A 26,753-nucleotide genomic window follows, 5' to 3' on the forward strand; every position below is an offset into this window, starting at 1 on the left:
GGGAATTTCGTTGAGCGAGATTGACGAACGCGGTTACCGCAACTTCCTGCGTCTCGAAGCCATCGTCGGCGAGGCGAGGGCGATAGCCGACATCGAGGGCCTTCAGGCGGTGTCGATGCGGGCACTGGCAGAGCGCCTGGGGTGTACACCGCGCGCGCTCTACCGACACGTGGCAGACAAGGACTCAGTCCTGGAATTGATGGCAGATCAGGCGTTGGCCGACATACCGACGCGCCAGGGTCCACTCGCCGGCCGGTACCCCGCGGTGGCCGCCATGGTCACCCTGGCGTTGATCCCCTACCTGGCATTGTCTGCCGCGGTCGATCCGCTGGTACCGATCATCTCCGAGCAGTTGAACCTGTCGGCGCAGACCATGAGTCTCGGCTTCGGCCTGGGTAATGCCGCCTATGCGGTGGGCACGGTCCTGGCGGTGCAGTTCGCCCAGCACCTGCCCCAGCGCAGGATGCTGTTGGTCTACGCAGTCGTCCTGGTCCTGGGGTCGGTGATCGCCGCGTCGGCGGTCAACGGAGCGATGTTCATCGGCGGTCACATCCTGCAAGGCCTGGCCACCAGCATGCTGCTGATCGCCGCGGCGCCGCCGCTGACCATCGGCTTCCCCCGGGACAAGCTGCGGCACACCGCCGTGATCATGAACATGTGCGTGTTCGGGGCCGTCGCGCTCGGCCCGTTCATCGGCGGTGCGCAGGCCGAGGCCCTCGCATGGCGGCCCCTGTTCTGGATCATCGCCGCGATCGCCGTCGGAGCCCTCATCATGGCGGCCCTGACCTTCGAGGACGCCCCACCAGCCGACCTCGACGCACCACGTGACCTGCGGGCCATCGGATTGGCGTCGGTCGGCTGCGCCGCCGCTTTCATAGGTGCCGCACAACTGACCAGCCATGAATTCACCGACCCGGTGGCGATCGTGCCGATGCTCGGCGGCCTGGTCCTGATCGTGGCGCTCATCGTGTATCAGTTCCGGTCCCGCCGGCCATTGCTGACCGTGCGCACCATGCTGACCAGTGCGATTCCCGTCGCCGGCGTCGGTGTCGCGCTGTTCGCGGCGGCCGCGTCGGTGGCGGCGACCGCGCTGACAGCCCAGGTCTTCATGGAGACCTACAGCCCGGTACAGGTGGGGCTGCTGTACCTTCCGGAACTCGGCGGCGCGATTGTGATGGCGTTCGTGTTCGGCTCGGTCATCTCCAAGCGGTCGATGCACTACCTTCCGCTCGTCGGCATGGGCCTGCTCGCCGCCGGAATCGTGCTGTTTCGGCTCGCTATTCCGACCAACCAACCGCTGGCCCTGCTCGCCTCGGCGCTGACCGGGCTGGCGCTGGGCGCCACGGTGGCCCCAGCACTGTTCGTCGCCGGATTCTCGCTGCAGTCCAACAGCCTTCAGCGCGTGTTCGCAATCATCGAGTTGTTGCGGGCCGTGGCCGCCTTCATGGTGGCGCCGATCTTCGCCCATTTCGCGGCCAAAGCGGCCGGCGGTCTCACCGCGGGCGCCGGCGACGCCCTGTGGATCGGATTCGGACTGGCCGTCGGTGGCGCCGTCTTCGGAGTGGCTGTCTATGTACTCAGTGGTGCCCGGCCCCAGAAGCCCGACCTCGACCAGTTCCTCGACGGTGAATCGCCGGCCTGGTACTCGCCGCCCCTGCTGGCGCGGCTCCGTCCCGGCCTGCCCGCACCGATCCCCGAACCAACCCGTGACCGGCGGGTGACGGCATCCGAGGCGGGCGCGATGTCAGTCGCCGCCACCGGACCGGTGCTATTCGCTTACGACGGATCACTACGCGCCGCCGGCGCCATCGAACGCGCCGCAGCCGAACTGCCCGTCGGTCGCGAAGCCCTGGTGGTCTGTGTCTGGCAACCGGTGGATGTCGGATTCACGCCGGTCGAGGCGACGCATTTCGACGCCGACCAGGCGACCGAGGTACGACGGGCCGCCGAGCAGACCGCTGCTCACGGCGCATCGCTGGCCACCAGGGTGGGTTTCTCCGCCCGCAGCGCGACCGTCGAAGCGGCGCCCATCTGGAAAGGCATCGTCGAGACGGCTCAGGAACACAACGCCAGCCTGATCGTGGTCGGCCCGCACCGGCGCAGCGGGCTGCTGGGCCACCTGGAAGGCAGCGTGGCCGGCGCCGTCGTCGCGCACTCCACCACTCCGGTCCTGGTCATCCCAGAGGACTGTCGACGTTCATCCCGCGCAGAGGGCGCGGCCCACTCGAACGTTCACGCCGTGGCCGCAGGATCAACGGCGGATCGCGAGTAGTTGCGCAGGTTGTCCCGCAGCGTGGACACGCCGCGTTGCATGGTCGTGAGTTCGTCCAGTGACAGCCCCGTCGCGGCCAGCAGGTCCATCTCCAGGGTCTGCGCGCGGAGCGCGCGGCCGGCGTCGGTGAGGCTGACGCGCACCTGACGCTCGTCGTCGGGATCGCGTTGCCGCGTCACGTATCCCAGCGCTTCGAGCCGCTTGAGGATCGGAGTCAGCGTGTTCGACTCCAGGAACAACTTCTCCCCGAGGCCGCCGACCGTCTGGTGATCCTGTTCCGAGAGCGCGACGAGCGCGATGTACTGCGTGTACGTGATGCCGTGTCGATCCAGGATCGGCTTGTAGGCCTTGCCGTACGCGAGGTTGGCCGAGTAGACGGCAAAGCAGAGGAAATCGGAGAGTTGCGGAGCCTCGGGCGCCATGTTCCAAATTATATCGGATCCGATTTAGTCGGACGGGATGAAATACATGGCCACCCCGCGTTCATCTCTAACGCCTCCAATTGGAGCCGACCATCCACCCGAAGGAGAACGCCGTGACCGCCAGCCAGACCGACAACGTGCTGTACACCGCCCAGACCCACACCACCGGCGGGCGTCAGGGCGAGGCCTACAGCTCCGACGGCAACCTCGACATCCAGCTCACCCCGCCCGGAGGCAACGGCTCCGGCACCAACCCCGAGCAGTTGTTCGCGGCCGGCTGGTCGGCCTGCTTCCTGAGCGCCATGGGCCTGACCGCGGGCAAGCACAACGTGAAGCTGCCCGCCGAGACCGCCGTGGACGCCGAGGTCGACCTGCTCAACACGGACGGGGCATTCTCACTGCGGGCACGGCTGAACGTCACCATCCCGGGTGTCGATCGGGAGACCGCCCAGGCCATCGCCGATGACGCACACCAGGTCTGCCCGTACTCGAAGGCCACCCGCGGCAACATCGACGTGACCATCAGCGTCGCCTGACCGATGGCGGGCCGGGGTTACTCCTTCAAGTCCAGTACCGGCGTCGGCCGCTGGAAGCCACGGGTAACCCCGGCCAGCCACACGAATCCCACTGCCAGCCAAGACAACCCGATCACCAACGTCAGGCCCGACAAGCTGGTCCACAGCCACACGGTCAACAGGAAGCCGATCAGCGGCAGCACGAGATTGCTGATCACCTTGGCACCGTCGCGCTCCTGCCGGTCCACGAAATAGTGCTTGATCACCGACAGGTTGACCACCGAAAACGCCACCAGTGCACCGAAACTGATCACCGAAGCCAGGATGGTCAGGCTGATCACGGTGGCCAACAGCGACACGGCTGACACCGCCAGGATCGCGTACACCGGAGTGGCGAACCGCGGCGAGACGTGGCCGAAGAACGAGCGCGGCAGGATCCCGTCGCGCCCCATGGCATACAGGATCCGGGCCACCGAGGCCTGCGACGCGATCGCGGATCCGAGCGCACCGGCGACATACGCCGCGGTGAAGAACGTCTGAAGGAACTGGCCGCCCGCAGTCAGCATCAGGTCGAGCGATCCGGACTCGACATCGGCGAACTGGTTGGAGGGGAACACCAGCTGCCCGAGATAGGACAGCACGACGAAGATCACCCCCGCCACTACGGTGGCGATCATGATCGCCTGCGGAACGGACCGCTTGGGATCCTTGGCTTCCTCCGACAGCGTGGACACCGCGTCGAACCCCAGGAACGACAGGCACAGGATGGCCGCGCCGGCCAGCACCGGACTGAATCCGGTTGCGCCGCCGTCACCCTGGAAGGGGGCCATCAAGTCCACCGCGCCCAGGCTGAACACCTTGGAACAGGCCAACACCAAGAACGTCACGATGAAGATCGCCTGTATCGCGATGATGACGAGATTCGCCCGCGCCACCGACACGATGCCGACGATGTTGAGCACCGTCACCCCCGCGATGGACAGGACGACGAACACCCAACCGGGGATCGCCGGTACCGCGGCGTTGAGGTAGATGCCGATCACCAGGTAGTTGATCATCGGCAGGAACAGGTAATCCAGCAGCAGTGACCAGCCGGCGAGGAATCCGATCGGCGCGCCGAACGACTTCTGTGTGTACGTATAGGCCGACCCCGCAACCGGATAGGCGACCGCCATCCTGGCGTAGGACCGCGCGGTGAACACCATGGCGGCCAAGGTGACCAGGTATGCGACGGACAACCTGCCGCCGGTGGTCTGGGTGACGATGCCGTAGGTGGTGAACACCGTGAGCGGCACCATATAGACCAGACCGAACAGCACCAACGACGGCAGCCCGAGCGCGCGGCGCAACCGCCCCTCGGTGGCCTCAGCCAAATCGGCCATGACAGTTCCTCTCATTTTGCGGCCGAATAGACCTGTGTGCCTTGGAGATAGGTGGCGCGCACTTGCACCTGTGACAGTTCCGACGGGGGGATATACCTGGGATCACGGTCCAGCCAGACGAGATCGGCACTCGCCCCGGGTGCGATGTGGCCCCAATCGTCTTCGGCAAAGGCCTGATAGGCCACGGCGCCGGTATAGGACGCCAGGGCAGGCTCGATCGGGAGCACCTCTTCAGGTGTCCACCCGCCGGCCGGCTCACCGTCGGAGGTGCACCGCGACACCGCCACCGCGATACCGTCCAACGGCGCACCCGAGGAGACGGGCCAATCCGATCCGAACGCCAGTGCCGCACCGGAATTCTCCAGGGTGCGCATCCGGTACTGCCGATCCGCACGCTGGGCGCCCAGTCGCGGGATCGTGAGCACCGTCATCAGTGCGTCCATCTGCGCCCACAGCGGCTGCATGTTCGGGATCACCCCGAGTTCGGCGAATCGCCCGAGGTCGGCGTCGTCCACGAGCTGAGCGTGCGCGATCACCGGGCGTCGGTCGCGCGGACCATTGTGCCGTGCAACGTATTCGATGGCGTCCAGCGCCTGGCGGACCGCGGCGTCGCCGATGGCATGGATATGGATCTGCAGACCCAGCTCGTCGACTTTCCTTGCCGCCTCCGCCAGAGCATCGCCTTCCCACAACTGCATGCCGTGCGAGTGCAGGCCCGAACAGTACGGTTCGAGCAGGGCGCCGGTCTCGTTTTCCACCACCCCGTCGGCGAAGAACTTCACGGTCTGCGCGGTCAGCAGCGGCGAACCCATTGCCACCACCCGGTCTCTGGCTGCGGCGTATTTCGTTACCTGCGTGTCGAAGTGACGCGGATCGGCATAGAACGCCAGGTTGAACCGGATCCGCAGGGCGCCGTCACGGGCCGCCGCGAGGTAGGCGTCGAGCTCGGCCGGTTCGACCCAGGCATCCTGAACCCACGTCACACCACGGGCCAGGTAATAGTCGGCAGCCGTGCCCAGTGCGGCGATCCGCACCGCCTCGTCACGGGGCGGCATGACCGCGGTGATCAGGTCCGTGGCGCCCCATTCCCGCAGCGTTCCCAGCGGGGTGCCGTCCTCGCGGCGCGGGATCTCTCCGAGGGCCGGCTCCGGGGTGTCCGCGGTGATGCCGGCCCGCTGCAGGGCGACAGAGTTGACCCACAGGGTGTGATAGTCCCAGGCACGCAATACCACTGGCCGGTCCGGGACCGCGGCGTCGAGCCAGCGCGCGTCGAACAGCCCATCGGGCGCGAGACTGCCGTCATACGACGCCCCGACGATCCACTCCTGATCGGGGTTCGAATCTGCGAATTCCTTGACGGCCGACACGATCTGGTCGATCGACTCACATGGCCGCACCGCAGGTCCTGCCGATTCCAGGCCACCGAACAGCGGGTGGGCGTGACCGTCACCGAACGACGGCATCAGGAATCCACCCTCGAGGTCCACCGTCCGGTCCGCCGTGGCCGCCAGTGCGTCGGCGCCGACTGCCCGCACCACCCCGTCTGCGACGAGCAGTGCATCGGTGGTGTGGCCGGGTGTCCAGATCACGCCGCCGTGGAACAGGGTTGCCGTCGTGACGAGCGCGGGCGGCATATTGCGGGCGGTCATGCGACGGCCTCCCTCCGGAGCGGGGATGGTTGTTGTTGGGTGATGCAATGGATTCCACCGCCACGCTCGAAGAGTGGGCGGGCGTCGACAGCCACCACCTCGCGGCCGGGATACTGCTCGGCCAGGATCGCCCGCGCCTCCGCGTCATGCGGATCATCGAATGCGCAGGCGATCACGCCGCCGTTGACGACAAGGTGGTTGATGTAGCTGTAGTCGACGTAACCGTCGGCATCGGTGAGAGTAGCCGGCGCGGGCATCTCGACGATGTCGAACCTTCCTTCGACAGCCGATCGGATTCCTTTGCACACCAGGGCGTCCGGATGTGATTCGTCGCGCTGGGTGTGCAGGAGCAGACGCCCCGGGGCAGTGAGGGCCGCGACGATGTCCACGTGACCGCGCGTGCCGTAGCGCTGGCTGTCGCGGGTCAGTCCGTACGGCAGCCAAACCACCTCGGTGGCGCCGATGGTGCGCGCCAGCTCGGTCTCCACCCCGGCCTTGGTGGCGCCGGGATTTCGGTGCGGGTCGAGCTGCACGGTCTCGGTGACCAGCACGGTACCGTGCCCGTCGGTCTGGATACCGCCGCCCTCGTTGACGAGCGCGGACGGTACGACGGTGACGCCTGCGAATTCGCCCACCATCGCTCCGATCTTGGCGTCGCGGTCCCAACGCGCCCAGTCCTGGGCGCCCCAACCGTTGAACGTCCAGTCGACGGCGGCCACCGACCCGTCGTCGGCGTGCACGAACGTGGGACCGATATCCCGCATCCAGGCATCGTTCAACGGCGCCTCGATGAGCTCGATGTCTTGAGACACATAGCGTTTCGCGACCGCGAGTTCAGCGGGGTCGACGAGCATCGTGACCGGTTGGAACTGCCCCACGGCGTGAGCCACGGCGGCCCAGGCGGACCGGGCCTCATGGCGCGCCTGCTCGGTGTCACCGAGCGAATAGCCCTCAGAGGGAAAGGCCATCCATACCCGATCCTGCGGTGCGCCCTCGGCGGGCATCAGATACGAGGTCACCAACCGTTCCTATTTCACGACCGGCGTGGCCGCATGGCCGTCGCCGTACGGGTGGGCAGGGTCGACCGGAGCGGTCAGCCGGCCATAGCTGTCAGGGCGGCGGGTAACCAGGAACGGGAACAGCTCCAGCCAGTCACGTCGCTGGTCCAGGTCGAGATCGGCGACCAGCACGGCCTCCTCGTCGCGCGGCGCCTGCACCAGCACGCGACCGTAGGGGTCCGAGATGAACGACGAGCCGTAGAACGAGACAGTGCCCTCGCCCCCGGTTCGGTTGGGCACCACCATGAACAAGCCGCTGCTGATGCCGTTGGCCACGATCACCTGCTGCCACAAGGGCTGGGTGTCGAACGCGGGGAACACCGGCTCCGAGCCGATCGCGGTCGGATAGACCACGATCTCGGCGCCACCGAGCGAATAGTTGCGGGCCACTTCGGGGAACCATTCGTCCCAGCAGGTGGGCAGGCCGATCCGCGCGCCCAGCCCCTCGGGGTCATACACCGGGTACGGGTCGTCGTCCGCGGAAGCCGGGCCCGGTCGAAAGTAGGTGTCCTCGTAGTACCCGGCCGAGATCGGGATGTGCATCTTGCGGGTACGTCCGACCAGCTCGCCCGACGGCGACACCAGGATCGCGGTGTTATAGCCCAGGCCATCGGCGGCGGGCGCCTTCTCGTACAGCGAGGCGTGCACGAAGATGCCGTTGGCCTGCGCCGCCTCGGCCGCGAGTGCAAAGGTCGGGCCGTCGGTCAGGTCCTCGGCACCCTCCCCCGGGTTGGGCCCGGCCGGGGTGTCGGCCGGATAGCGCAGCAGTGTGATCTCGGGCAGGAACACCGCGGTGGCGCCCGCACCGGCGGCACGGTCGATGCCATCGCGCAGCACTTTGGCGAGTTTGTCGGCGTCAGGACGCCAGCGGTGCTGCACCAACCCCACCCGCAGGGGCGGTCGCTGTGACGCGGTACTGCGCGACAGCGGGTCGGGGGCGCTCGCAGTGAGCGTGATCATGGGACTCCTAAAACGAATGCGATTCGTTTATTGTGTGATGCAGACCACCATTTGTAAAGAGGTCAGATAGAACAAGGGGGACAATCCATGGGGCGGCCGCCGACACCGATCCTGTCGATAGACCGAATCACCAGTGCAGCAATGGATCTCGTCTGCACAACGGGTGGATTCACCATCCCCGAGCTGGCCCGCAAGCTCAAGGTCAGCCCGTCGTCGCTGTACAACCACGTGTCCGGGCGCGAGCAGATCGTCGAACTGCTCCGGGAACGGGCGATGTCAGAGGTGCACCTGCCCGACCTGCACGCCGAGCGGCCATGGATCGACATTCTGGCCGACATCATGCGCTCGTACCGCAGCAGCTTCGCCCGCTACCCGCAGTTGATTCCCCTGCTCACGGCGCACGCGGTCAACAGCAGCCAGGCGCTGACCATGTACAACGCCATCGCCGTCACCCTGGCCCGCGGGGGCTTCGACCCCACCGACACGCTGCGGATCATCACGTTGGTCGACAACTACGTGCTGGGGTCCGCGCTGGACCTCACTGCACCCGACCGGCCCTGGGAGTCGAGCGCCGAAGTCGGCCCGGAACTGACCGCTGCGCTCGACACCGGCGCACCCCGGCCCGCACGCGCCGACGATGCGTTCGAGTTCGGTTTGGCGGTGCTGCTGCGGGGGCTCGTACAGCCGTGAGCCGGCTACCCGCCGCAGCGGTTGCGGAAATCCGTCGCCGGTTGCCGGAGGCCCTGCAGTTCGGCACGGATCTGCGGCTTGTCCTCGAGGTAGGCGTGCACCGAATCTTCCATCTGGTCGGTCGACTGACCCTTGAGGCTGGTGAAGAAGTCATTGACGTCGGGATGGGTGAACAGATAGGCCGAGGTGGCCGCGCGGACCCCGGCCATCACCCCGGCCAGGTCGGCAGCCGTGCAGTTCGGCTCGTCCGCAGCAGCGATAGGCGCGCCAACAGCCAAGAGCGACAGGCTGATTGCGCCGGCGGCGATCACACGGGTGAACATCGTGGCTCCTAAATCGACTCGGATAACTGGGCTAAGGCTCACGGACGCCCCGGCCGCCAGCCGCCGCCACCACCGCCGCCGTTGTCGGGCGGGCGGGGGTCGATGTTGATTTCTAGGCCCCCGCCGGCGCAGTACCAGTCGTTGGCGCAGTAATACGGGTAGTAGGGGCCGGCCTTCGGGGGTGTCGGTCCGCCGCCGCGGACGTTTCCCTGCGCGCATACCGTCGAACCGCCGGCGTCGACACAGTCAGCCGTGGCGGGCGGAGCGACTCCGATCGCGATCGGTACGGTCAAACCGGCCAGTCCCAACAACACTGGACGCCACATGCTCCGCATGACCACTCCTCGGTAGGTCCCCGTGAGCCGAGAATAAATCCCGAGGACGCCCAATATGCGGGATCGACAATAACCGGTTCACTGCCAGGCCGCATCTCGTTCGTGATCGGTTGCATTCGCACAGATTGCAAGGCTCGCCACGAGATTCGGCCATCCCTAGCCTGACGCGCGTGAACGAAGATTGGCTGGCCGTGATCGTCGGCCTCATCCTCTTGACCCTCGTGCTCGTCGGCGCCATCCCCGGCAGCGTGATCCCGTGACCAGCACCGAGGAACGCTCCGAACAGCGATCGCCGAAGATCGGCTACGCCGTCGCCGGTGTGCTCGTGGTCATCGCGCTGGGCGCGGCGACCCGATTCCTGGAAACCGAGGTGCCCCACTGGGCCGCCGGGAGTCCGCTGGCCAAAGTCGCCAAGTCAGTCGAATTCCCGGTCTACGCAATCGCTCTCGGGCTCATCGGCAACGCCGTCCTGGCCAGGTTCGCGCTCCGCGACGTCCTGTCCCAAGGATTTCGCACCGAGTTCTTCATCAAGACCGGCCTGGTCCTTCTCGGAGCGTCGATCAACCTCAAGGTGCTCGCCACTGCCGCAGGACCGGCGATCATCCAGGCACTCCTCCTGATTTCGATCGTCTTCGGATTCACCTGGTGGCTGGGTGGACGGCTCGGCCTCGACGACAAACTCCGGGCGCTACTGGCCTCGGCGGTCTCCATCTGCGGGGTGAGCGCGGCCATTGCCGCCGCCGGCGCCGTTCAGGCCCGAAAAGAGCAGCTGGCCTACGCCGCGTCGCTCGTCATCGTGTTCGCACTACCGTCGATCTTCCTGCTGCCCTGGCTCGCCGACGTGTTCGGGCTGTCCGACGCCGTCGCCGGCGCCTGGATCGGCGGCAACATCGACACCACCGCGGCCGTGGCCGCCGCAGGCACGATCGCCGGTGAGCAGGCACTGCAGATCGCCACCATCGTCAAGACCACGCAGAACGCGCTGATCGGCATCGTCGCCATCGCCCTCACCGCGTACTTCGCGTGCAAGGTCGAACGCCGAACTGACACACCTGACCCAGCCGTGGCACGCCCGTCTCTGCGCGAATTCTGGGACCGTTTCCCGAAATTCGTGCTCGGCTTCATCGCCGCCTCGGTGATCGGCACGCTGTATCTGCAGTTCGCCGCCGACGGTAAAGCGGCCATCACAACGGTCAACGACCTGCGAACGTGGTTCCTGATCTTCGCGTTCGTGGCCATCGGGCTGGAGTTCTCGCTCCGCGGCCTGAAGGAAGCCGGCTGGCGGCCGATCGTGCTGTTCGCCGCGGCGACCGTGGTGAACATCGTGGTGGCACTGGGTCTGGCCTCGGTCCTGTTCGGCGGATTGTTCGGCACCTTCACCACGGGGTAGCTAAACGGTTACCCTGGCTAAGTGCCGACAACCTGGTCGCGGCGAGGGTTTTTCACGGTCACCGCTGGGATGGCCCTGGTCGCCGCATGCAGCACGCAAAAACCCGGCGAAGTTGCGAAAGACGGTTCGGTGACCGTCCGCCACATCTTCGGAGACACCAACATCCCGGGTCCACCGCACCGTGTGGTCAGCGCGGGATTCACCGAGCAGGACAACCTGCTGGCCCTCGGCGTCGTGCCGGTCGCGACGACCGAGTGGTTCGGCGGCGAGCCGTTCGCGGTATGGCCCTGGGCGCAACCGAAACTCGGCGCCGCCCAGCCCACCGTGCTCGGCCTGACCGACGGGATCCAGGTCGACGCGATCGCGGCGCTCAAACCGGACCTGATCGTGGCCACCAATGCCGGACTCGACGCCGACACCTTCGCAAAACTCTCCGAGATCGCCCCGACCATCGCACAGTCCGGACCGGACGCGTTCTTCGAGCCGTGGCGCGACCAGGCCACCCTGATCGGCCAGGCCCTGTTCCAGAACGACGCGATGACGGGGCTGGTCACCGGCGTGGACGACAAGTTCAAGGCGGTGGCCACCAACAATCCGCGTTTCGCCGGCAAGAAGGCGATGCTGCTCGCCGGCACCCTGTTCCGCGACAGTGTCCAGACCCAGACCGGGTGGCGGACCGAATTCCTCACCCAGATGGGCTTCGCCGTACCCCCGACACCCGAGGAGATCCCGCGCTCAGATTTCGCCTCGGTGCTCGACGCCGCCGATGTGTTGATCTGGACCACCGAGAACGACGCAGAGCGCGACGCCCTGCTGGCCGACCCGGGCATCGCCGAACTCAAAGCCACCACCCGCAAGCGGCACGTGTTCACTCCCAAAGAGCTGTCCGGCGCCATCGCGTTCGCCTCGCCGCTGTCCTACCCGCTGGTGGCCGACCAGTTGCCACCGCTGCTCAACCAGGCACTGACCTGACAAGATGACCGGGTGACAAGCACCCAGGAACACTCCGAACACCGCGGCACCGCCAGCATCGGCTCGGCCTATTATCCGGTGCTCGTCGCGGTTTTCACGGCCCTGGTGATCATCTCCAACGTCACCGCCACCAAAGGCGTCGCCTTCGGACCGATCATCGCCAACTGGTCGATCATCACAGACGGCGGGTTCATCGTCTTCCCGCTGACCTACGTGATCGGCGACGTGCTCTCCGAGGTATACGGATTCAAGGCCGCGCGCCGAGCGATCTTCCTGGGTTTCTCGATGAATGCCCTTGCCGCGCTCGCATTCTGGGCCACGATCTATCTGCCCGCTGCGGACTTCTACACCAACCAGGAGCACTTCGAGAACATCGTCCACGCCTACACCCAGTTGATCGTGGCGGGCCTGGCCGGGTTCATCGTCGGACAGACCATCAACGCCTGGGTTGTGGTGGCCATCAAGGAACGCACCAAGGAAAAGCACCTGTGGGCCCGCCTGGTCGGATCCACCTTCGCCGGCCAGCTCGGTGACACATTGGTCTTCTGCGGTATCGCGGCCAGCGCGATCGGCATCAGCACCTTCGGCGACTTCGTCACCTACACCGCGCTGGGCTGGATCTACAAGACTGCAGTCGAGGTGATCATGCTGCCGATCACCTACCGCGTGATCGCCACCATCAAGCGCCGCGAGCCCACTTATCAGGCCGCCGTGTGAGGCTTCGATAAGGCACCTCTGGCAAGGTTCATAGAGCCGCAGCTTTCTTAGCTACTCGCGGGTAGCTTCAGGTCATGAGTGTGACATCAGAGGTGATGGACGCGACGGGACCGACCCTGAACCCGGGTACCGCTCGCGACTACGGCGATCAGGCTCTGCTGCTCGAGTTCGACAGCACGGCCGATGTTTTGGCGTGGACCGCCACTCTCACGGCGGCCCAACTGCTCGGTGTGGTCGATATCGTGCCGGCCTCCCGCACGATCTTGATCAAGCTGGCCGATCCGCGCTACCAGGCGCCCACCCGACAACGGCTGGGCACGTTGCAGCTACAACCCGGTGCAGCCCCGGTCCGTCCGGTGGGCCAGGCCGACGTGACGATCGACGTGGTCTACGACGGCGCCGACCTGCGCGACGTGGCCACCCTGACCGGGCTGACCCCGGATCAGGTGATCGCGGCACACACCGGCAGCCAGTGGCAGGTCGGATTCATGGGCTTCGCGCCCGGATTCGCCTACCTCGTCGGCGGTGACGAACGACTACAGGTACCGCGCCGAGCCGAGCCCCGCACCAACGTCCCGCCCGGAGCGGTGGCACTCGCCGGTGAGTTCAGCGGCATCTACCCACGGCAGTCGCCCGGCGGCTGGCAGTTGATCGGGCGCACCGACGCGGTGTTGTTCGACGTACATCGGGACCAACCCGCACTGCTCACCCCGGGTACGTGGGTGCAGTTCCGGGCCATCGGCTAGTCGGCGGGAGGACATCATGACAACAACACTCGAAGTGCTACGTACCGGACCGCTGGCCCTCGTCGAGGACCTCGGCCGGGCCGGCATGGCCCACCTCGGCGTCACCCGCTCGGGGGCGGCCGACCGGCGGTCCCACGCGCTGGCCAACCGGCTCGTCGCCAACCCCGGTGAACACGCCACCATCGAGGTGATGTTCGGCGGGTTCTCCGCCCGGGTGCGCGGCGGGGACGTCTCCATCGCGGTCACCGGCGCCGACACGGATCCGGCGGTCAACGGTATTCCGTTCGGCACCAACAGTATTCACCATGTGCATGACGGCGAGGTGATATCGCTGGGCGCCCCACACTCGGGGCTGCGCAGCTACCTGGCGGTCCGCGGCGGCATCGCCGTCGAACCCGTCCTCGGGTCACGGAGCTACGACGTGATGTCGGCGATCGGGCCCGCACCGCTACGACCCGGCGACATTCTGCCGGTCGGTGAGCACACCGCCGACCTGCCCGAGACCGATCAGGCTCCCGTCGCCTCCATCAGCGGAGACGTTCTGGAACTGAACGTGGTACCGGGTCCGCGCGACGACTGGTTCGTCGACCCCGACGTCCTGATCCGGACCAACTGGCTGGTGACCACCCGCAGCGACCGGGTCGGGATGCGCCTGGTCGGCATGCCGCTGGACTACCGCTGGCCTGACCGCCAGCTGCCCAGCGAGGGAGCAACCCGCGGAGCAATCCAGATACCGCCCAACGGTTTTCCGGTGATTCTCGGGCCCGACCACCCCGTCACCGGCGGCTACCCGGTGATCGGTGTGGTGACCGACGAGGACATCGACAAACTCAGCCAGGCCCGGCCCGGGCAGACCGTCCGGTTGCACTGGGCGCACCCCCGACGGCCGTTCGAGGGCTAGACGTCTGGACCATTCCCGTCGTCGTTTTCCACGTCAGGGTTGCGATCCCGCGGCGATCAACGACCCAGGTGTGGAAAACGGCGCCCGGGGAGCACGGCGGCCGGGGAGTTCGGGGACCTCGGCCTATGCGCTGGACGGCCCGCAAGGTAGAGACACCGGCGCGCGGCGCTGGTAGAACATGGGTGTGCCCACACAGGACGTCAGCTCGCCGTCAGTCCGAGGCGGGATCCTGCACACCGCACGACTCGTCCACACCTCCGATCTCGACCACGAGACCCGTGAGGGCGCGCGGCGCATGGTCATCGAGGCTTTCGACGGCGATTTCACCGACGCCGACTGGGAGCATTCACTCGGCGGGATGCACGCGTTCATCTGCCATCACGGCGCCCTCATCGCCCACGCCGCCGTGGTCCAGCGCCGCCTGATCTACCGCGACACCGCGCTGCGCTGCGGCTACGTGGAAGCTGTGGCGGTACGCGAGGATTGGCGCGGCCAAGGCCTGGCCACCGCCGTGATGGACGCCGTCGAACAGGTCCTGCGCGGCGCCTACCAACTCGGCGCACTCAGCTCGTCGGAATCCGCGCGAGACATGTACGTCTCCCGTGGGTGGGTGCCCTGGCAGGGCACGACCTCGGTGCTGCGGCCCGCCGGTGTGACGCGCACACCCGACGACGACCGGGGGTTGTTCGTCCTGCCGATCGATCTGCCGGCAGGCCTCGAACTCGATACCACTGCCGAGATCACCTGCGACTGGCGCGACGGGGACGTCTGGTAACCACCAGACGCACAGTCTCACACCCGTGTGTGTGAGCAGGTGAGCGGAATTTCACGGCCGGGTCACCGCAGGGCGCATTCGGGCAATAAACGCTTCCTAGCGTTTCCGCCATGCCCACTCTGTCGAAGTCGAATCGCGTCACCAACTGGGATCCCGAGGACACACTGGCCTGGGAATCAGGAAACAAATACATCGCGCGGCGGAATCTGATCTGGTCGGTATTCGCCGAACACGTCGGCTTCTCCGTCTGGTCCATCTGGTCGGTCATGGTTCTGTTCATGCCCGAGGCCGTGTACGGATTCACCGCCGGGGACAAGTTCCTACTGGGCGCCACTGCCACGCTGGTGGGCGGCTGCCTGCGCATCCCCTACACACTGGCCACTGCCACCTTCGGCGGCCGCAACTGGACGGTGTTCTCGGCCTTCGTGCTGCTGATCCCCACGGTGGGAACCATGGTGCTGCTGGCCCATCCGGGCCTGCCGCTGTGGCCCTACCTGCTGTGCGCGGCCCTGGCCGGCTTCGGCGGCGGGAACTTCGCCTCGTCGATGACCAACATCAATGCGTTCTTCCCGCAACGGCTCAAGGGCTGGGCACTGGGACTCAACGCCGGCGGCGGCAACATCGGCGTGCCGATGATCCAGCTGGTCGGCCTGCTGGTCATCGCCACGGCGGGCAACCGGGCCCCGTACTGGGTCTGCGCGGTCTACCTCGTCGCACTGGCCGTCGCCGGTATCGGCGCAGCGCTCTACATGGACAACCTCGAACAGCACAAGATCGACCTGGGTGCGATGAGAGCCATTCTGACAGAACGTGATACCTGGGTGATCTCGCTGCTCTACATCGGCACCTTCGGATCCTTCATCGGCTTCGCCTTCGCCTTCGGCCAGGTGCTGCAGATCAACTTCGCCGCAGGCGGCCAGACCGCGGGACAGGCATCCCTGCATGCCGCGCAGATCGCCTTCATCGGCCCGCTGCTCGGCTCGCTGTCCCGGGTCTACGGCGGCAAGCTGGCCGACCGGATCGGTGGTGGACGGGTGACCCTGGCGGTCTTCGGCGGCATGATCCTGTCGGCTGGACTGCTGGTCGCCATCAGCATGATCGACGATCACACCACGGGCGCGGCCAACGGCCTGATGATGATCGGCTACGTGATCGGCTTCGTCGCCCTGTTCCTGCTCAGCGGCCTGGGCAACGGCTCGGTCTACAAGATGATCCCGTCCATCTTCGAGGCCCGCAGCCACTCCCTCCAGGTCAGCGAGGAGGAGCGGCAGCGGTGGTCCCTGTCGATGTCGGGCGCACTGATCGGATTCGCCGGCGCGATCGGCGCCCTGGGCGGCGTCGGCATCAACCTGGCCCTGCGTCAGTCGTACCTCTCGAGTGGATCAGCCACCGCCGCGTTCTGGATCTTCCTGGTCTTTTACGTGGTGGCCTCGGCGTGCACGTGGTTCCGCTATGTCCGCCGGCCTGCTGCGACGGGCGTCACAACGACCGCCGAAGACCGACACGCCTCGGCAATGGCCGGGTAATCACTTGGAAACACGAGATACCTTCACTGGACCCATGACCGAGCCCGACTGGGCACCGCTCACCGGCTTTCGCGTGGCGGTGACCTCCGCCCGACGTTCCGATGAGCTGAGCGCGCTGCTGACCAGGCGCGGCGCGACGGTCACCAGTGCGGCCGCCATCACGATGGTCCCGTTGCCCGACGATGAGGAACTACGCGCGCACACCGAGTCGCTCATCGCCGTGCCCCCGGACATCGTGGTGGCCACCACGGGTATCGGCTTCCGCGGCTGGTTCGCCGCGGCCGACGGGTGGGGCCTGGCCGGCGAACTGACCGACGCGCTGGGCAAGGCCCGCATCGTCTCCCGTGGCCCGAAAGCCACCGGGGCCTTGCGGGCCGCGGGCCTGCCCGAGGAATGGTCGCCGGAATCGGAATCCTCCCGGGAAGTGTTGCGCTACCTCATCGAGCAGGGTGTGGCGGGGCAACGGATCGCCGTACAACTGCACGGGGCCACCGACGAATGGGACCCGTTCCCCGAGTTTCTCGACGAGATGCGGGCCGCGGGGGCCGAGGTGGTGCCGATCCGGGTGTATCGCTGGCATCCCGCACCACGGGACGGCGAATTCGACCAGATGGTCGTCGGAATCGCCGAACGACGTTTCGACGCAGTCAGTTTCACCTCGGCCATGGCCGTTGCCTCGGTCCTGATGCGGGCCACCGAGATGGACCTCGCCGACCGCGTGCTGGCCGCTCTGCGTACCGACGTCCACGCCATGTGCGTCGGCCCGGTCACCGCGCGGCCACTGGTCCGGCTCGGTGTGCCGACCTCGGCACCGGAGCGGATGCGGTTGGGTGCCTTGGCCCGTCACATCACCGACGAACTGCCGCTGCTCCAGGCGCGGACCGTCCACGTCGCCGGCCACTCGCTCGAGATCCGGGGCACCTGCGTGCTGGTCGACGGCACGGTCAAGTCGCTGTCTCCGGCTTCGATGGCCACCATCCGGGCTCTGTCGCAACGGCCGGGGGCGGTGGTGTCGCGGTTCGATCTGCTCAGCGCGCTGCCGGGCACCGGCACCGACACCCACGCCGTGGAGACCGCGGTGCTGCGGCTTCGTACTGCATTGGGAGACAAGAACATCGTGTCGACGGTCGTCAAGCGGGGTTACCGGCTGGCCGTCGACGACGCCGAGATGGCCCGGACCCGATGAGCCTGGTCCTGGTGGCCCACGGAACCCGCAAGCCGGGCGGGGTGGTGATGATCGGCGATCTCGCCGCACGAGTATCCGACCTGCTGGGCCGGCCGGTGCACGTCTCCTTCGTCGACGTCGTCGGGCCGACTCCCGCCGAGGTCCTGACGTCGCTGCCCACAGACTGCCCGGCGGTGGTGGTGCCCGCCTTCCTGGCCGGCGGCTATCACGTCCAGGTCGACGTACCCGCGCACGTGACCGCCAGTGAGCATCCCGCCGTCACCGTCACCAAACCGCTGGGCCCCTGCCCCGGCACGGTCCGGGTACTCGCCGACCGGCTCATCGAATCGGGATGGCGGCCAGGTGATTCGGTGATCCTGGCCGCGGCAGGCACCTCGGACAGAAATGCCCAATCCGACCTTCGCCGCACCGCCGCGCTGCTGTCAGCGATGACCGGCGACCGCGTAGAACTGGCCTTCGCCGCCACCGGCGCGCCGAGTGTTGCCGAAGCCGTCTCCGCGCAACGCCGCCGCGGCCATCGCCGCATAGCTGTGGCGTCCTACCTGCTCGCCGACGGGCTTTTCCAGGACCGGCTGCGTGAATCCGGCGCCGACCTCGTCAGTGAACCACTGGGCACCCACCCCGGCATGGTTCGGCTGATTGCGAACCGCTTCCGGCGCGCCGGAGTACTGAGCCTGCCTGCCGCGGCGTAGCCGGATCGAGTGCGCAAGGAGCGGGCCGGCCCATCCCACGATCATCAGCGCCCCACCGGCACCCGCGACCGAGAAGGCCGCAGATCGTCGCGCACCGACCATCTCCGAACATTGCTCGACGTAGTCACTGGCCATGTATCCCGGCCCGGCGAGCGTGTGTTGATCCAGGTTCAGGCGGTCCTGCTGGGCGGCAACTTGGTAGTTCGGATGTGCTCCGTTACCGCACGGAATGGGTTCGCCGGCACGATCCACGGCATTCAAACCCAGAGGCATCAACGCTGCCCCGAGTGCGCCCAGCATCGCTGCCGCCCCCACCAGATTCAATACCGAACGCGCAAACATCCCTTGTCAGCCCCTCTGACGCCGCTTCCTTGAGAGGGAGTCTAAACACACCCAGCGAACTATTCTAGTTAGCCAGCGAGAGGTACGCCACGCCATTGATGACATTCACCGATGGTGCAATTCTGGCAAATTTCCCGAAGAAACCACCGCTGTACAGGTAGTTGACGCAGTAACAAATTTCCCGATCGTTTGCCGACGGCTCACCGTGTCAGATCGGACCCGAATACTCAGCTATCGTTATCGCGATCATCGGACGATGCGACGGGAGTGCAGGTAAAGGTGCAGGTGACAACACCGGTGGGCGCTGCCCGCCACGGCGGCGTACTCGGCCGTGCGACCCGGTAACCGGGTCCCGGCCGAACGTCTGCGTGAACACCTGTTGAACACCCTGGAACGCACGTCCCGGCCGATGACGACCGCACAGCTACGCGACGACATGCACGAGCATTTCCGCGCACCCGTCGTGATCGAGTCGGTGTACCGCAATCTGACGGTGCTCGAACGACGCGGCGCCGTGGAACGTCGCAAACTCCAGGGCCGTGACGCGCACTGGAGCCGGACGACCGAGAATCAGGCCGCGAGCTGAACGAACCCGCCCGGGGTGACCCGGGTCCGGTAGACCGGGATCGCCACGGCGGTGTCGTCGAGACAACGACCGTCGTCGAGCGCGAACGCCTGTTTCTTGATCGGCGACTGCACCGTCGCGCATCCGCCGCGATCACCCACGATCCCGCGGGAGAGCACCGCCGCGCCGGAGAACGGGTCGATGTTTCCCACCGCGCGCAGCGAGCCGTCGTCGAGACGGAACAGTGCCGCCTGCGAGCCGTCGGGAAGCAGTACCGCGACGCCACGGCAGGGCATCAGGTAGTCATAGCGGCAGGCCGTCGTCCACCCCGAAACCGAAGGGGTGTACACGTCGTTGCCATCGTCGAGCAGAGTCATTTCGCCTCCTGGATGATCGCCGGCATACCCAGCTCTGTTGCGCTCCTCGCGGGCGCGAAATCCATAGCGCCCGGCACCTTCCGGCCGCCACGCTCGGTGAAGGTGATGGTCGGATCGTCCACATCGGGTGCATTGACGAACGACACGAAGCGCGAGAGCTTCTCCGGATCCTCGAGCACGCCCTTCCATTCGCAGGCATAGCCATCGACGTGGCGTTCCATGGCCGCCTCGAATTCGGCTGCCAGACCGAGGGAGTCATCGCACACGACCTCGCGCAGGTGGTCCAGCCCGCCATCAAGAGCTTCCAACCAGGGCGCCGTCCGTTGCAGCCGATCCGCGGTGCGGATGTAGAACATCAGGAAACGGTCGATGTAGCGGATCAGCGTCTCGTCATCGAGATCCCCGGCCAGAAGCTGGGCGTGCCGCGGTGACATGCCGCCGTTGCCACACACGTAGAGGTTCCAGCCCTGTTCGGTGGCGATGATGCCGACGTCCTTGCTCTGCGCCTCCGCGCACTCACGCGCACATCCGGAGACGGCCATCTTGATCTTGTGCGGCGCGCGCAGGCCCCGGTAGCGCTTCTCGATCTCGACGGCCATGTTCACCGAATCCTGCTGCCCGTACCGGCACCAGGTGCTGCCCACGCAGCTCTTCACGGTGCGCAGCGACTTGCCGTAGGCGTGCCCGGACTCCATGCCACCCTCGACCAGACGCGCCCAGATCTGCGGCAACTGCTCGACGCGGGCACCGAACATGTCGATCCGCTGACCACCGGTGATCTTGGTGTAGAGATCGAAATCCCTTGCGATCTCGCCGATCAGGATCAGCTGCTCCGGGGTGATCTCCCCGCCGGGCGACCGCGGCACCACCGAGTAACTGCCGTTCTTCTGGATGTTGGCCAGGAAGTGGTCGTTCGAATCCTGCAGTGAGGCCTGCTCACCGGAGAGCACGTGGTCGGAACTGGTGGAGGCCAGGATCGACGCGACCGTGGGTTTGCAGATGTCGCAACCCTTTCCGGTACCGAACTTCTCGATCAGACCGGAGAAGGTACGGATCTCGGTCGCACCGATGATCTCGAAGAGTTCGGCGCGCGACTGGCTGAAGTGCTCGCACAGCGCCTTGGACTGCTCGACGCCCTCCGCCTCCAGCAGCTGCTTGAGCAGCGGGACGCAGGACCCACAGGACGTGCCGGCCAGCGTGCACTTCTTCAGGCCGGGCACATCGTCGCAGCCGCCGCAGATGGCTTCCTTGAGATCACCCTTGGTCACGTTGTTGCACGAGCAGATCTGGGCGATGTCGGGCAGCGCACCGACACCGAGAGCCGAGGCCCCGGACGCGCCTTCAGCAGCCGGTGCGATCAACGACAGCGGGTCGCCGGGCAGCTCGCTGGCCACCATCGGCCGCAGCACCCCGTAAGCCGAGGCGTCACCGACCAGGATGCCGCCGAGCAGCGTCTTGGCGTCATCGGAGAGGACCAGCTTGGCGTAGGTCTGCTTCACCGGATCATTGACGACGACATCCAGGCAGTTGGGTGTCCGGCCCTGGGCATCGCCGAAGCTGGCCACGTCCACGCCGAGCAGCTTGAGCTTGGTGGACATATCGGCCTCGGGGAACTCGGCCGCGCCGCCGAGCAGCCGGTCGGCGACCACCTCGGCGCTGGTGTAGCCGGGGCCCACCAATCCGTAGCAACGCCCCTCGATCGCTGCCACCTCACCGATCGCGAAGATGCTGGGATCACTGGTCACACAAGACAAATCAGTCATCACACCACCGCGCTGTGCGATGTCGAGCCCGGCTTGACGGGCCAGCTCGTCACGCGGACGTACGCCGGCCGCGAACACGATCACACTGGCATCGACACTGCTGCCGTCATTGAGCGACACCCGCACCGAATCGTCGGTCCGGGATTTCTTCAGCGGCTTGTGCCGCTGCACCGGCTGGATGCTCTCGGTGCTGACGCCGGTGTGCACCTCGATGCCGAGACCCCTGATCATCCGGTTCAACAGGGCACCGCCGGCCGGATCGAGCTGGGCCGCCATCAGATGCGGCGACATCTCCAGGACGTGGGTCGCCAACCCGAACGCGCGCAACGCATTCGCGGCCTCCAGGCCGAGCAGGCCGCCACCGATCACCACACCGACCGGCGTCTTCGAATCACGCGCGGCCAGTGCGCCGGCCCGGATGGCGTCGAGGTCGTCCAGCGTGCGGTAGACGTGGCAGTGCGGCAGGTCATGGCCGGGCACCGGCGGCACGAAGGCATACGAACCGGTGGCCAGCACCAGCGCGTCGTAGCTGATGCTCTCGCCGTCTGCGGTGCGCACAGTCTTGGCGTCCCGGTCGATCTCGGCGACCGCGCAGCCCAGCCGCAGGTCGACCCGGTCGTCACCGGAGTAGGCATTACCCGGCAGCGCCAGCCGGGACCGGTCCCAGTGCTCGGTGTAACCGGTCAGGCCGACCCGGTCATAGGCGGCGTCAGTTTCCTCGGACAAGACGGTGACCCGCCAGGTGCCCGCGGCGTCACGGGACCGCAACGCCTCGACGAAGCGGTGTCCCACCATGCCGTGTCCGATGACAACGACGTTCTGTGTTGACGACATACGGCGAGGTTAGGAACCCGACGTTGCCGAAATGTCGCGCTGTGTGAATCGCCCGTCACGGTGTGCTCACGGCCCGCGCGCCGCAGATGTGAGATTGCCGGGTGGTGTGCCCGTCAGCCCGCTTGGCGCTCCAGCGCCCGGCCGATGACCCGGGCCGCCTCGTCAAAACGCTGCGGATCCGGCCCGGAATAGTTGAGTCGCAGGTAAGGCCCGGACGGCTCGGCGGGAAACCACTCATTGCCCGCCGCGACCAGCACCGACTCGGTCTCACACTCACGCACCAGGCGCTGCAGGTTGATCGCATCGGGCAGGCGCAGCCACAGGTGCAGCCCACCGCGGGGCACCTGCTCCAACTGCGCGCCGGGTGCGTGCTCGGTCAGCGCGGCAATCAACTGGTCACGTCGGGCCCGCAGTTGCCGACGCACGTCGCGCAAGTGGGTTCCCCAGGCCGGCTGGGTCACCACATCCAGCGCGGCGGCCTGCAACAGCCCACTGACATACATCGACTCCGCTCCGCGATCGGCGAGAATCCGGTCGCGCGCAGGACCTCTGGCCACCATCGCGGCCACCCGGACCGACGGCGACACACTCTTGGTCAGCGACCTCAGATAGATGACGTGGCCCGCGTCGTCGGAGGCCGCCACCGGCCGGGACGTGCTGTCGATACCGAAATCGTGGGCCCAGTCGTCCTCGACCAGGAAAGCGCCGTGACTGCGCACCACCTCGAGTACCTCGCCGGCCAGGTCCGGATCCCATTGCGCACCGGTCGGATTGGCGAAGTTGGGCTGAGCGTAGAACACCCGGGCGCCGCTCTCGGCGAACGCGCGCGAAAGTTCCTCGGGGTCAGGGCCTCTCGGCCCGCTCGGCACCGGCACCAACCGCACACCGCTCTGGGCCGCTGCCAGAATGGCGCCCCAGTAACTGGGCGACTCGATCAACATCGGCTGCCCGAATCCGACCAGGGCGCGAAAGATGGAGCTCAGGCCACTCTGACTGCCGGGCAACACGATCACCTCACGTGCGGTCGGCGCGGTCACGCCGGCCCCGAACGACTCGGCCAATTCCTGGGCGAACCAGGCCTGCAGATCGGAGCGGCCGGGGGCAGGCGCCGGGCTCAGCGCAGCGTCCCCGCGGGCCGCCCGGGCGAATGCGGTGCGAACCAACCGCTGCGGAAGCAGTTCGTGAACGGGATAGCCGGAGTGCAACGCGATCAGGTCGGGGGCGACGCTCCGCAGCGGAGTCGACAGCGCCGGGATCCGCGCTTGCGGGGATCCCAGGGCGGCCGTCTGCCATCCGTAGTCGGGAAGGCGCGCGCTGCGCACCGCGCGCACGAACGTCCCGACGCCCGGTCGGCTCTCCACCAGGCCCTGGCTGCGCAGCGTGCGCATGGCCTTGGCCACCGTCACCGGGCTGGCCGCGTACTTCGCCACCAGAGTGCGGTTGGACGGTAGCTGCGCGCCCGGCGGCGCGGTGGCGACCCACTTTCGCAGACCGGACACGATGCGGTCAGTGCTATCGTTATCCATGTTGAAACAGAGTAGCGCTACTCAGAAGAGTTCGTCAGCGCTATCCCGCCCTGGGTTGTGGTGGGGATTGTTGGGCGTGACGGCTTTCTCGTTCACCATCGTGTTCACCAAGGTCGCCATCGACGGACTGTCTCCCCTGTTCATCGGCGCCGGGCGAGCCGTCGTCGCCGCCGCCATCGCGGTCGCCGCCCTCACCCTGACCCGACAGGCACTGCCCGGGGGCCGGCAGTGGGCGCGGCTGGCCGTGGTGGCCGCCGGGGTCGTGGCCGGGTTTCCGCTACTGACGTCCTATGCGCTCACGATCGTCCCTGCCAGCCACGGCGCCATCGTGGTGGCGCTGCTTCCGGCCGCCACCGCAGTGTGCGCGGTGCTGCGCGGACACGAGCGTCCGCCGGTCACCTTCTGGGTGTTGGCCGCCGCCGGGGCGCTGGCGGCGGTGGTGTTCGCCATGGTGCACGGCGCGGGCCTCGGCCATCTGAGCTGGCCGGACCTGCTGCTGTTCGGCGCGGTGATCGCCGCGGCGATCGGCTACGCCGAGGGTGGTTTGCTGGCCAGGGAACTGGGCGCGTGGCAGACCGTGTCGTGGGCCCTCGTGGTTGCCGCGCCGGTGATGCTGGCCTTGACGACGCTGGCGGTGGTGCAGGAACCGCCGCATGCGACGACGGTGCAGTGGGCGGCGTTCGGCTACCTCGCCGCCGTCAGCATGTACCTGGGCTTCTTCGCCTGGTACCGCGGCCTGGCCATCGGACCCATGACACAGGTGAGCCAGGTGCAGCTGATCCAACCGGTTCTCACCCTCGGCTGGGCCGCCCTGCTACTGCACGAACGGCTGACCTGGTCGACGGTGCTCGGCGGCGCGGTGGTCATCGGATGTGCGGCGCTGGCCGTCCGCGTCCGCCTGCGGTGATTCGTCCGACTGACGCCGAAAGCCGGTGGAATCTCTTGGATTCCACCGGCTTTCGCATGAGTCAGATGTTTACCGGGAAGTCCGAGCTGTAGACGTCACCGCGAATGCGTCCCGGTGGCGGCGGCCCCTCGACAACCACCCAGGCCTGCGTGGCATCCGCAGCCAACTGGCCGGCGACCGTCACGGTCGCTGTCCCACTCGCATCGGTGTGCAGCGTTGCGCCCGCCACACCGGGATCCCCGACGTTGCACGTCGCCACCGACGGCCGCGGCAGTTGGATGAGCCTGACCCGGTAGTCGGTGTCGGGCGTGGCCGACTGCAGCGACACCTCGGCACCCACGTGCGAGCCGTCGGCGCCGATGCTGGCCCGGCCGGAGCCGGTGCCCGAGCCCATCCCGCCGAGAAACAACGCCTTCGTGAAATCGCACCCCCGGATGGAGTTCGACAACGGCACCGTCGTCGCTGCCCCGGCTGGTGCCGCACCGATCCCACTGAGCACCAGCCCACCGGCCGCAGCCAGTGTCATCACACTTCTCATGCGCCAACCCATCGCCGCATCCCGCCTGCTCGACGTATCAGTGCGTCATTATTGGCACAGATCGCACATCGAGAAGCGGCAGTTCGCGCAAAAAGCCCGGTCGGCCGCGAACGGGCTAGCGCCAGCGGCCCAGCACGTCCTTGGCCCGCGCACTCAGCACGGCCTGCAGGAACGGCCCGAAGGTAATCCGCCCCACTCCGATCTCCGCCAACGCCGCGAGGTCGGCCGAGTCCGCCGGAACCGTCACGCTGACGGGCAGTGGCACGGCAGAAACGAAGCGCCCCAGCCCTTCCGGGTCGGCCAGGCCGGCCGGGAACAGCGAATCGGCGCCGGCAGCCGCCGCCTCGGACAGGCGTGCGATCCCCCGATCGACCCGATCGGCGGCGTCCCCGTCCTTGCGCAGGAACAGGTCCGTGCGCGCATTGATCACGACGTGCACACCCGCGGCGTCGGCGGCGGCGCGCAACTGCCCGACCAACTCGGCATGCTCGGCCGGACTGCGTAGCCGCTTGTCCTCCTTGTGCACGGTGTCCTCAAGGTTGAAGCCGACCGCGCCGACGTCGAGCAGGCCTTCGATCAGCCGCTCCGGCCGCTCGCCGTAGCCGGATTCGATGTCCACCGACACCGGCACATCCACCGCCTCGGTGATCTGCCGTACCCGGGTCAGCACGTCGTCGAATGACATTCCCTCGCCATCGACCTTGCCGATGGACTCGGCCAGTGGGTGGCTGCCCACCGTGAGTGCGGAAAACCCCTCGCCGACCGCCAACCGGGCCGACCAGGCGTCCCAGACCGTGGGCAGCACAACGGGGTTGCCGGGCCGGTGCAGCGCCAGCAGCGCCGCAGCCCGGTCCTGCAACGTGGTCTCACTCATACGTCCTCCAGATACTCAGATGTGCTGCTCAGATGTCCTCCAACCGGCCGCGAAGCCGGCGAAACCAACACTACGACCTGGGTTCCCAGAGCTCATCCGGTGCGCCGACCGTCGAGCGAGTCGACGTGATGCGCATCACGTCCCGATCGTGATGTGGCTAGCATTGGTTGTCGTACTGTGAGCCCCGACACCTTCAGCCCGAGGAGGTCACTTGTCCACCACCACTGAGTTCTCCGAACTGCACAACCTGATCGGCGACATGCGTCGTTGCGTCACCACGTTGGCGGCGAAGTACGGGGATTCCCCCGCCATGCGCCGCGTCGTGAACGACGCCGAGCGGATCCTCAACGACATCGAGCGGTTGGACATCGACGCCGAAGAGTTGGAGATGCGTCACGGCGTGACTCGCCAAAAACAAGGCCGCGAAAAGATCGGCATCCCCGACACCCAATACGGAAGCGAGTTCTGGCAGGACGTCGCCGACGAGGGTCTCGGCGGATACCGCTGAGCACGCGG

Annotated in this window: 27 protein-coding genes; 15 read left to right on the plus strand and 12 right to left on the minus strand. The window is 67.1% G+C overall.

The window, feature by feature from the left end:
* Positions 1-10 precede the first annotated feature (10 nt).
* Positions 11-2,272 (plus strand): MFS transporter, encoded by a 2,262-nt coding sequence (locus AB0876_RS05880; RefSeq protein WP_526041481.1) that lies wholly within the window; start codon positions 11-13, stop codon positions 2,270-2,272.
* Here AB0876_RS05880 and AB0876_RS05885 read toward each other — a convergent pair.
* On the minus strand, positions 2,233-2,694 hold the full coding sequence (locus AB0876_RS05885; protein ID WP_491837085.1) for a MarR family winged helix-turn-helix transcriptional regulator: 462 nt from the start codon (positions 2,692-2,694) through the stop codon (positions 2,233-2,235). The genes AB0876_RS05880 and AB0876_RS05885 overlap by 40 nt on opposite strands.
* A gap of 113 nt (positions 2,695-2,807) precedes the next feature.
* On the opposite strand from AB0876_RS05885, the gene AB0876_RS05890 reads away from it, so the two are divergent.
* A complete protein-coding gene (locus AB0876_RS05890) occupies positions 2,808-3,230 on the plus strand; it encodes an organic hydroperoxide resistance protein (RefSeq protein ID WP_491837086.1) in 423 nt (140 codons plus the stop codon).
* Between the two features lie 17 nt (positions 3,231-3,247).
* On the opposite strand, the gene AB0876_RS05895 is transcribed toward AB0876_RS05890, so the two are convergent.
* Genes AB0876_RS05895 through AB0876_RS05910 form a run of 4 tightly spaced genes read right to left on the minus strand, consistent with a single transcriptional unit; the run spans position 3,248 to position 8,258 of the window.
* Entirely contained in the window at positions 3,248-4,591 is a 1,344-nt protein-coding gene (locus AB0876_RS05895; RefSeq protein ID WP_526041482.1) for an amino acid permease, read from the minus strand.
* Positions 4,592-4,602: 11 nt separating this feature from the next.
* A complete protein-coding gene (locus AB0876_RS05900; RefSeq protein ID WP_526041483.1) occupies positions 4,603-6,240 on the minus strand; it encodes an amidohydrolase in 1,638 nt (545 codons plus the stop codon).
* Complete coding sequence (locus AB0876_RS05905; RefSeq protein ID WP_526041910.1) at positions 6,237-7,244, minus strand: agmatine deiminase family protein; 1,008 nt, start codon at positions 7,242-7,244, stop codon at positions 6,237-6,239. The genes AB0876_RS05900 and AB0876_RS05905 overlap by 4 nt, the downstream gene beginning before the upstream one ends.
* Before the next feature lie 24 nt (positions 7,245-7,268).
* Entirely contained in the window at positions 7,269-8,258 is a 990-nt protein-coding gene (locus tag AB0876_RS05910) for a nitrilase-related carbon-nitrogen hydrolase (RefSeq protein WP_526041484.1), read from the minus strand.
* Positions 8,259-8,345: 87 nt separating this feature from the next.
* Here AB0876_RS05910 and AB0876_RS05915 point away from each other — a divergent pair, with 87 nt between their 5' ends.
* On the plus strand, positions 8,346-8,948 hold the full coding sequence (locus AB0876_RS05915) for a TetR/AcrR family transcriptional regulator (RefSeq protein WP_491837090.1): 603 nt from the start codon (positions 8,346-8,348) through the stop codon (positions 8,946-8,948).
* A 5-nt stretch (positions 8,949-8,953) separates the two neighbouring features.
* On the opposite strand, the gene AB0876_RS05920 is transcribed toward AB0876_RS05915, so the two are convergent.
* Both AB0876_RS05920 and AB0876_RS05925 read right to left on the minus strand, forming a co-directional pair.
* Positions 8,954-9,271, minus strand: a complete 318-nt coding sequence (locus AB0876_RS05920) for a heme-binding protein (RefSeq protein WP_491837091.1) — start codon at positions 9,269-9,271, stop codon at positions 8,954-8,956.
* Positions 9,272-9,309: 38 nt separating this feature from the next.
* Positions 9,310-9,597, minus strand: coding sequence for a hypothetical protein (locus AB0876_RS05925; RefSeq protein ID WP_491837146.1), 288 nt, complete (start codon positions 9,595-9,597; stop codon positions 9,310-9,312).
* Positions 9,598-9,862: 265 nt separating this feature from the next.
* On the opposite strand from AB0876_RS05925, the gene AB0876_RS05930 reads away from it, so the two are divergent.
* The 10 genes from AB0876_RS05930 to AB0876_RS05975 all read left to right on the plus strand — a co-directional run bounded on the left by AB0876_RS05930 (position 9,863) and on the right by AB0876_RS05975 (position 19,439).
* The gene (locus AB0876_RS05930; RefSeq protein ID WP_526041485.1) at positions 9,863-10,996 is read left to right on the plus strand and encodes a putative sulfate exporter family transporter; all 1,134 of its coding nucleotides are present in this window, start codon (positions 9,863-9,865) and stop codon (positions 10,994-10,996) included.
* 21 nt (positions 10,997-11,017) lie between these two features.
* Entirely contained in the window at positions 11,018-11,968 is a 951-nt protein-coding gene (locus AB0876_RS05935) for an ABC transporter substrate-binding protein (RefSeq protein WP_491837093.1), read from the plus strand.
* Positions 11,969-11,980: 12 nt separating this feature from the next.
* Positions 11,981-12,685, plus strand: a complete 705-nt coding sequence (locus AB0876_RS05940) for a queuosine precursor transporter (RefSeq protein ID WP_491837094.1) — start codon at positions 11,981-11,983, stop codon at positions 12,683-12,685.
* Between the two features lie 74 nt (positions 12,686-12,759).
* Positions 12,760-13,431, plus strand: a complete 672-nt coding sequence (locus tag AB0876_RS05945) for a 5-oxoprolinase subunit B family protein (protein ID WP_491837095.1) — start codon at positions 12,760-12,762, stop codon at positions 13,429-13,431.
* A gap of 16 nt (positions 13,432-13,447) precedes the next feature.
* Positions 13,448-14,332, plus strand: coding sequence for a 5-oxoprolinase/urea amidolyase family protein (locus AB0876_RS05950; RefSeq protein WP_526041486.1), 885 nt, complete (start codon positions 13,448-13,450; stop codon positions 14,330-14,332).
* A gap of 184 nt (positions 14,333-14,516) precedes the next feature.
* Positions 14,517-15,107: an aminoglycoside N-acetyltransferase AAC(2')-Ib gene (gene aac(2')-Ib / locus AB0876_RS05955; RefSeq protein WP_526041487.1), complete on the plus strand. Its 591-nt coding sequence runs from the start codon at positions 14,517-14,519 to the stop codon at positions 15,105-15,107.
* A 110-nt stretch (positions 15,108-15,217) separates the two neighbouring features.
* Entirely contained in the window at positions 15,218-16,633 is a 1,416-nt protein-coding gene (locus tag AB0876_RS05960; RefSeq protein WP_491837098.1) for a nitrate/nitrite transporter, read from the plus strand.
* A gap of 34 nt (positions 16,634-16,667) precedes the next feature.
* On the plus strand, positions 16,668-17,819 hold the full coding sequence (locus tag AB0876_RS05965; protein WP_491837099.1) for a uroporphyrinogen-III synthase: 1,152 nt from the start codon (positions 16,668-16,670) through the stop codon (positions 17,817-17,819).
* Positions 17,816-18,511 (plus strand): sirohydrochlorin chelatase, encoded by a 696-nt coding sequence (locus AB0876_RS05970; RefSeq protein WP_491837100.1) that lies wholly within the window; start codon positions 17,816-17,818, stop codon positions 18,509-18,511. Before AB0876_RS05965 ends, AB0876_RS05970 begins: the two co-directional genes overlap by 4 nt.
* 673 nt (positions 18,512-19,184) lie before the next feature.
* Entirely contained in the window at positions 19,185-19,439 is a 255-nt protein-coding gene (locus tag AB0876_RS05975) for a transcriptional repressor (RefSeq protein WP_491837101.1), read from the plus strand.
* On the opposite strand, the gene nirD is transcribed toward AB0876_RS05975, so the two are convergent.
* The 3 genes from nirD to AB0876_RS05990 all read right to left on the minus strand — a co-directional run bounded on the left by nirD (position 19,424) and on the right by AB0876_RS05990 (position 23,918).
* Positions 19,424-19,795, minus strand: a complete 372-nt coding sequence (gene nirD / locus AB0876_RS05980; RefSeq protein WP_491837102.1) for a nitrite reductase small subunit NirD — start codon at positions 19,793-19,795, stop codon at positions 19,424-19,426. The genes AB0876_RS05975 and nirD overlap by 16 nt on opposite strands.
* A complete protein-coding gene (gene nirB / locus AB0876_RS05985) occupies positions 19,792-22,392 on the minus strand; it encodes a nitrite reductase large subunit NirB (RefSeq protein ID WP_491837103.1) in 2,601 nt (866 codons plus the stop codon). The genes nirD and nirB overlap by 4 nt, the downstream gene beginning before the upstream one ends.
* A gap of 113 nt (positions 22,393-22,505) precedes the next feature.
* Positions 22,506-23,918: an aminotransferase-like domain-containing protein gene (locus AB0876_RS05990; protein WP_491837104.1), complete on the minus strand. Its 1,413-nt coding sequence runs from the start codon at positions 23,916-23,918 to the stop codon at positions 22,506-22,508.
* On the opposite strand from AB0876_RS05990, the gene AB0876_RS05995 reads away from it, so the two are divergent.
* Positions 23,917-24,825 carry a DMT family transporter gene (locus AB0876_RS05995; RefSeq protein WP_491837105.1) on the plus strand — a complete coding sequence of 303 codons (909 nt, stop codon included), beginning with the start codon at positions 23,917-23,919 and terminating at the stop codon, positions 24,823-24,825. The two genes, AB0876_RS05990 and AB0876_RS05995, sit on opposite strands and share 2 nt — an antisense overlap.
* 61 nt (positions 24,826-24,886) lie before the next feature.
* Here the strand turns inward: AB0876_RS05995 and AB0876_RS06000 are convergent, their stop codons facing one another.
* Positions 24,887-25,363, minus strand: coding sequence for a hypothetical protein (locus AB0876_RS06000; RefSeq protein WP_491837106.1), 477 nt, complete (start codon positions 25,361-25,363; stop codon positions 24,887-24,889).
* A gap of 115 nt (positions 25,364-25,478) precedes the next feature.
* Entirely contained in the window at positions 25,479-26,237 is a 759-nt protein-coding gene (locus AB0876_RS06005; protein WP_491837107.1) for an isocitrate lyase/PEP mutase family protein, read from the minus strand.
* Positions 26,238-26,448: 211 nt separating this feature from the next.
* On the opposite strand from AB0876_RS06005, the gene AB0876_RS06010 reads away from it, so the two are divergent.
* Entirely contained in the window at positions 26,449-26,745 is a 297-nt protein-coding gene (locus AB0876_RS06010) for an Rv0250c family protein (RefSeq protein ID WP_055119715.1), read from the plus strand.
* Positions 26,746-26,753 lie beyond the last annotated feature (8 nt).

The sequence above is a fragment of the Mycobacterium sp. NPDC049093 genome (genome assembly GCF_040704635.1).
GTDB lineage: Bacteria > Actinomycetota > Actinomycetes > Mycobacteriales > Mycobacteriaceae > Mycobacterium.

Bases quoted from the DNA above. Each gene is read 5' to 3' on its own strand.
- AB0876_RS05885 (WP_491837085.1), bottom strand. From the start codon at position 2,694: ATGGCGCCCGAGGCTCCGCAACTCTCCGATTTCCTCTGCTTTGCCGTC.
- AB0876_RS05895 (WP_526041482.1), bottom strand. From the start codon at position 4,591: ATGGCCGATTTGGCTGAGGCCACCGAGGGGCGGTTGCGCCGCGCGCTC.
- AB0876_RS05900 (WP_526041483.1), bottom strand. From the start codon at position 6,240: ATGACCGCCCGCAATATGCCGCCCGCGCTCGTCACGACGGCAACCCTG.
- AB0876_RS05905 (WP_526041910.1), bottom strand. From the start codon at position 7,244: ATGCCCGCCGAGGGCGCACCGCAGGATCGGGTATGGATGGCCTTTCCC.
- AB0876_RS05910 (WP_526041484.1), bottom strand. From the start codon at position 8,258: ATGATCACGCTCACTGCGAGCGCCCCCGACCCGCTGTCGCGCAGTACC.
- AB0876_RS05915 (WP_491837090.1), top strand. From the start codon at position 8,346: ATGGGGCGGCCGCCGACACCGATCCTGTCGATAGACCGAATCACCAGT.
- AB0876_RS05920 (WP_491837091.1), bottom strand. From the start codon at position 9,271: ATGTTCACCCGTGTGATCGCCGCCGGCGCAATCAGCCTGTCGCTCTTG.
- AB0876_RS05925 (WP_491837146.1), bottom strand. From the start codon at position 9,597: ATGTGGCGTCCAGTGTTGTTGGGACTGGCCGGTTTGACCGTACCGATC.
- AB0876_RS05945 (WP_491837095.1), top strand. From the start codon at position 12,760: ATGAGTGTGACATCAGAGGTGATGGACGCGACGGGACCGACCCTGAAC.
- AB0876_RS05950 (WP_526041486.1), top strand. From the start codon at position 13,448: ATGACAACAACACTCGAAGTGCTACGTACCGGACCGCTGGCCCTCGTC.
- AB0876_RS05960 (WP_491837098.1), top strand. From the start codon at position 15,218: ATGCCCACTCTGTCGAAGTCGAATCGCGTCACCAACTGGGATCCCGAG.
- AB0876_RS05965 (WP_491837099.1), top strand. From the start codon at position 16,668: ATGACCGAGCCCGACTGGGCACCGCTCACCGGCTTTCGCGTGGCGGTG.
- AB0876_RS05970 (WP_491837100.1), top strand. From the start codon at position 17,816: ATGAGCCTGGTCCTGGTGGCCCACGGAACCCGCAAGCCGGGCGGGGTG.
- nirD (WP_491837102.1), bottom strand. From the start codon at position 19,795: ATGACTCTGCTCGACGATGGCAACGACGTGTACACCCCTTCGGTTTCG.
- nirB (WP_491837103.1), bottom strand. From the start codon at position 22,392: ATGTCGTCAACACAGAACGTCGTTGTCATCGGACACGGCATGGTGGGA.
- AB0876_RS05995 (WP_491837105.1), top strand. From the start codon at position 23,917: ATGTTGAAACAGAGTAGCGCTACTCAGAAGAGTTCGTCAGCGCTATCC.
- AB0876_RS05990 (WP_491837104.1), bottom strand. From the start codon at position 23,918: ATGGATAACGATAGCACTGACCGCATCGTGTCCGGTCTGCGAAAGTGG.
- AB0876_RS06000 (WP_491837106.1), bottom strand. From the start codon at position 25,363: ATGAGAAGTGTGATGACACTGGCTGCGGCCGGTGGGCTGGTGCTCAGT.
- AB0876_RS06005 (WP_491837107.1), bottom strand. From the start codon at position 26,237: ATGAGTGAGACCACGTTGCAGGACCGGGCTGCGGCGCTGCTGGCGCTG.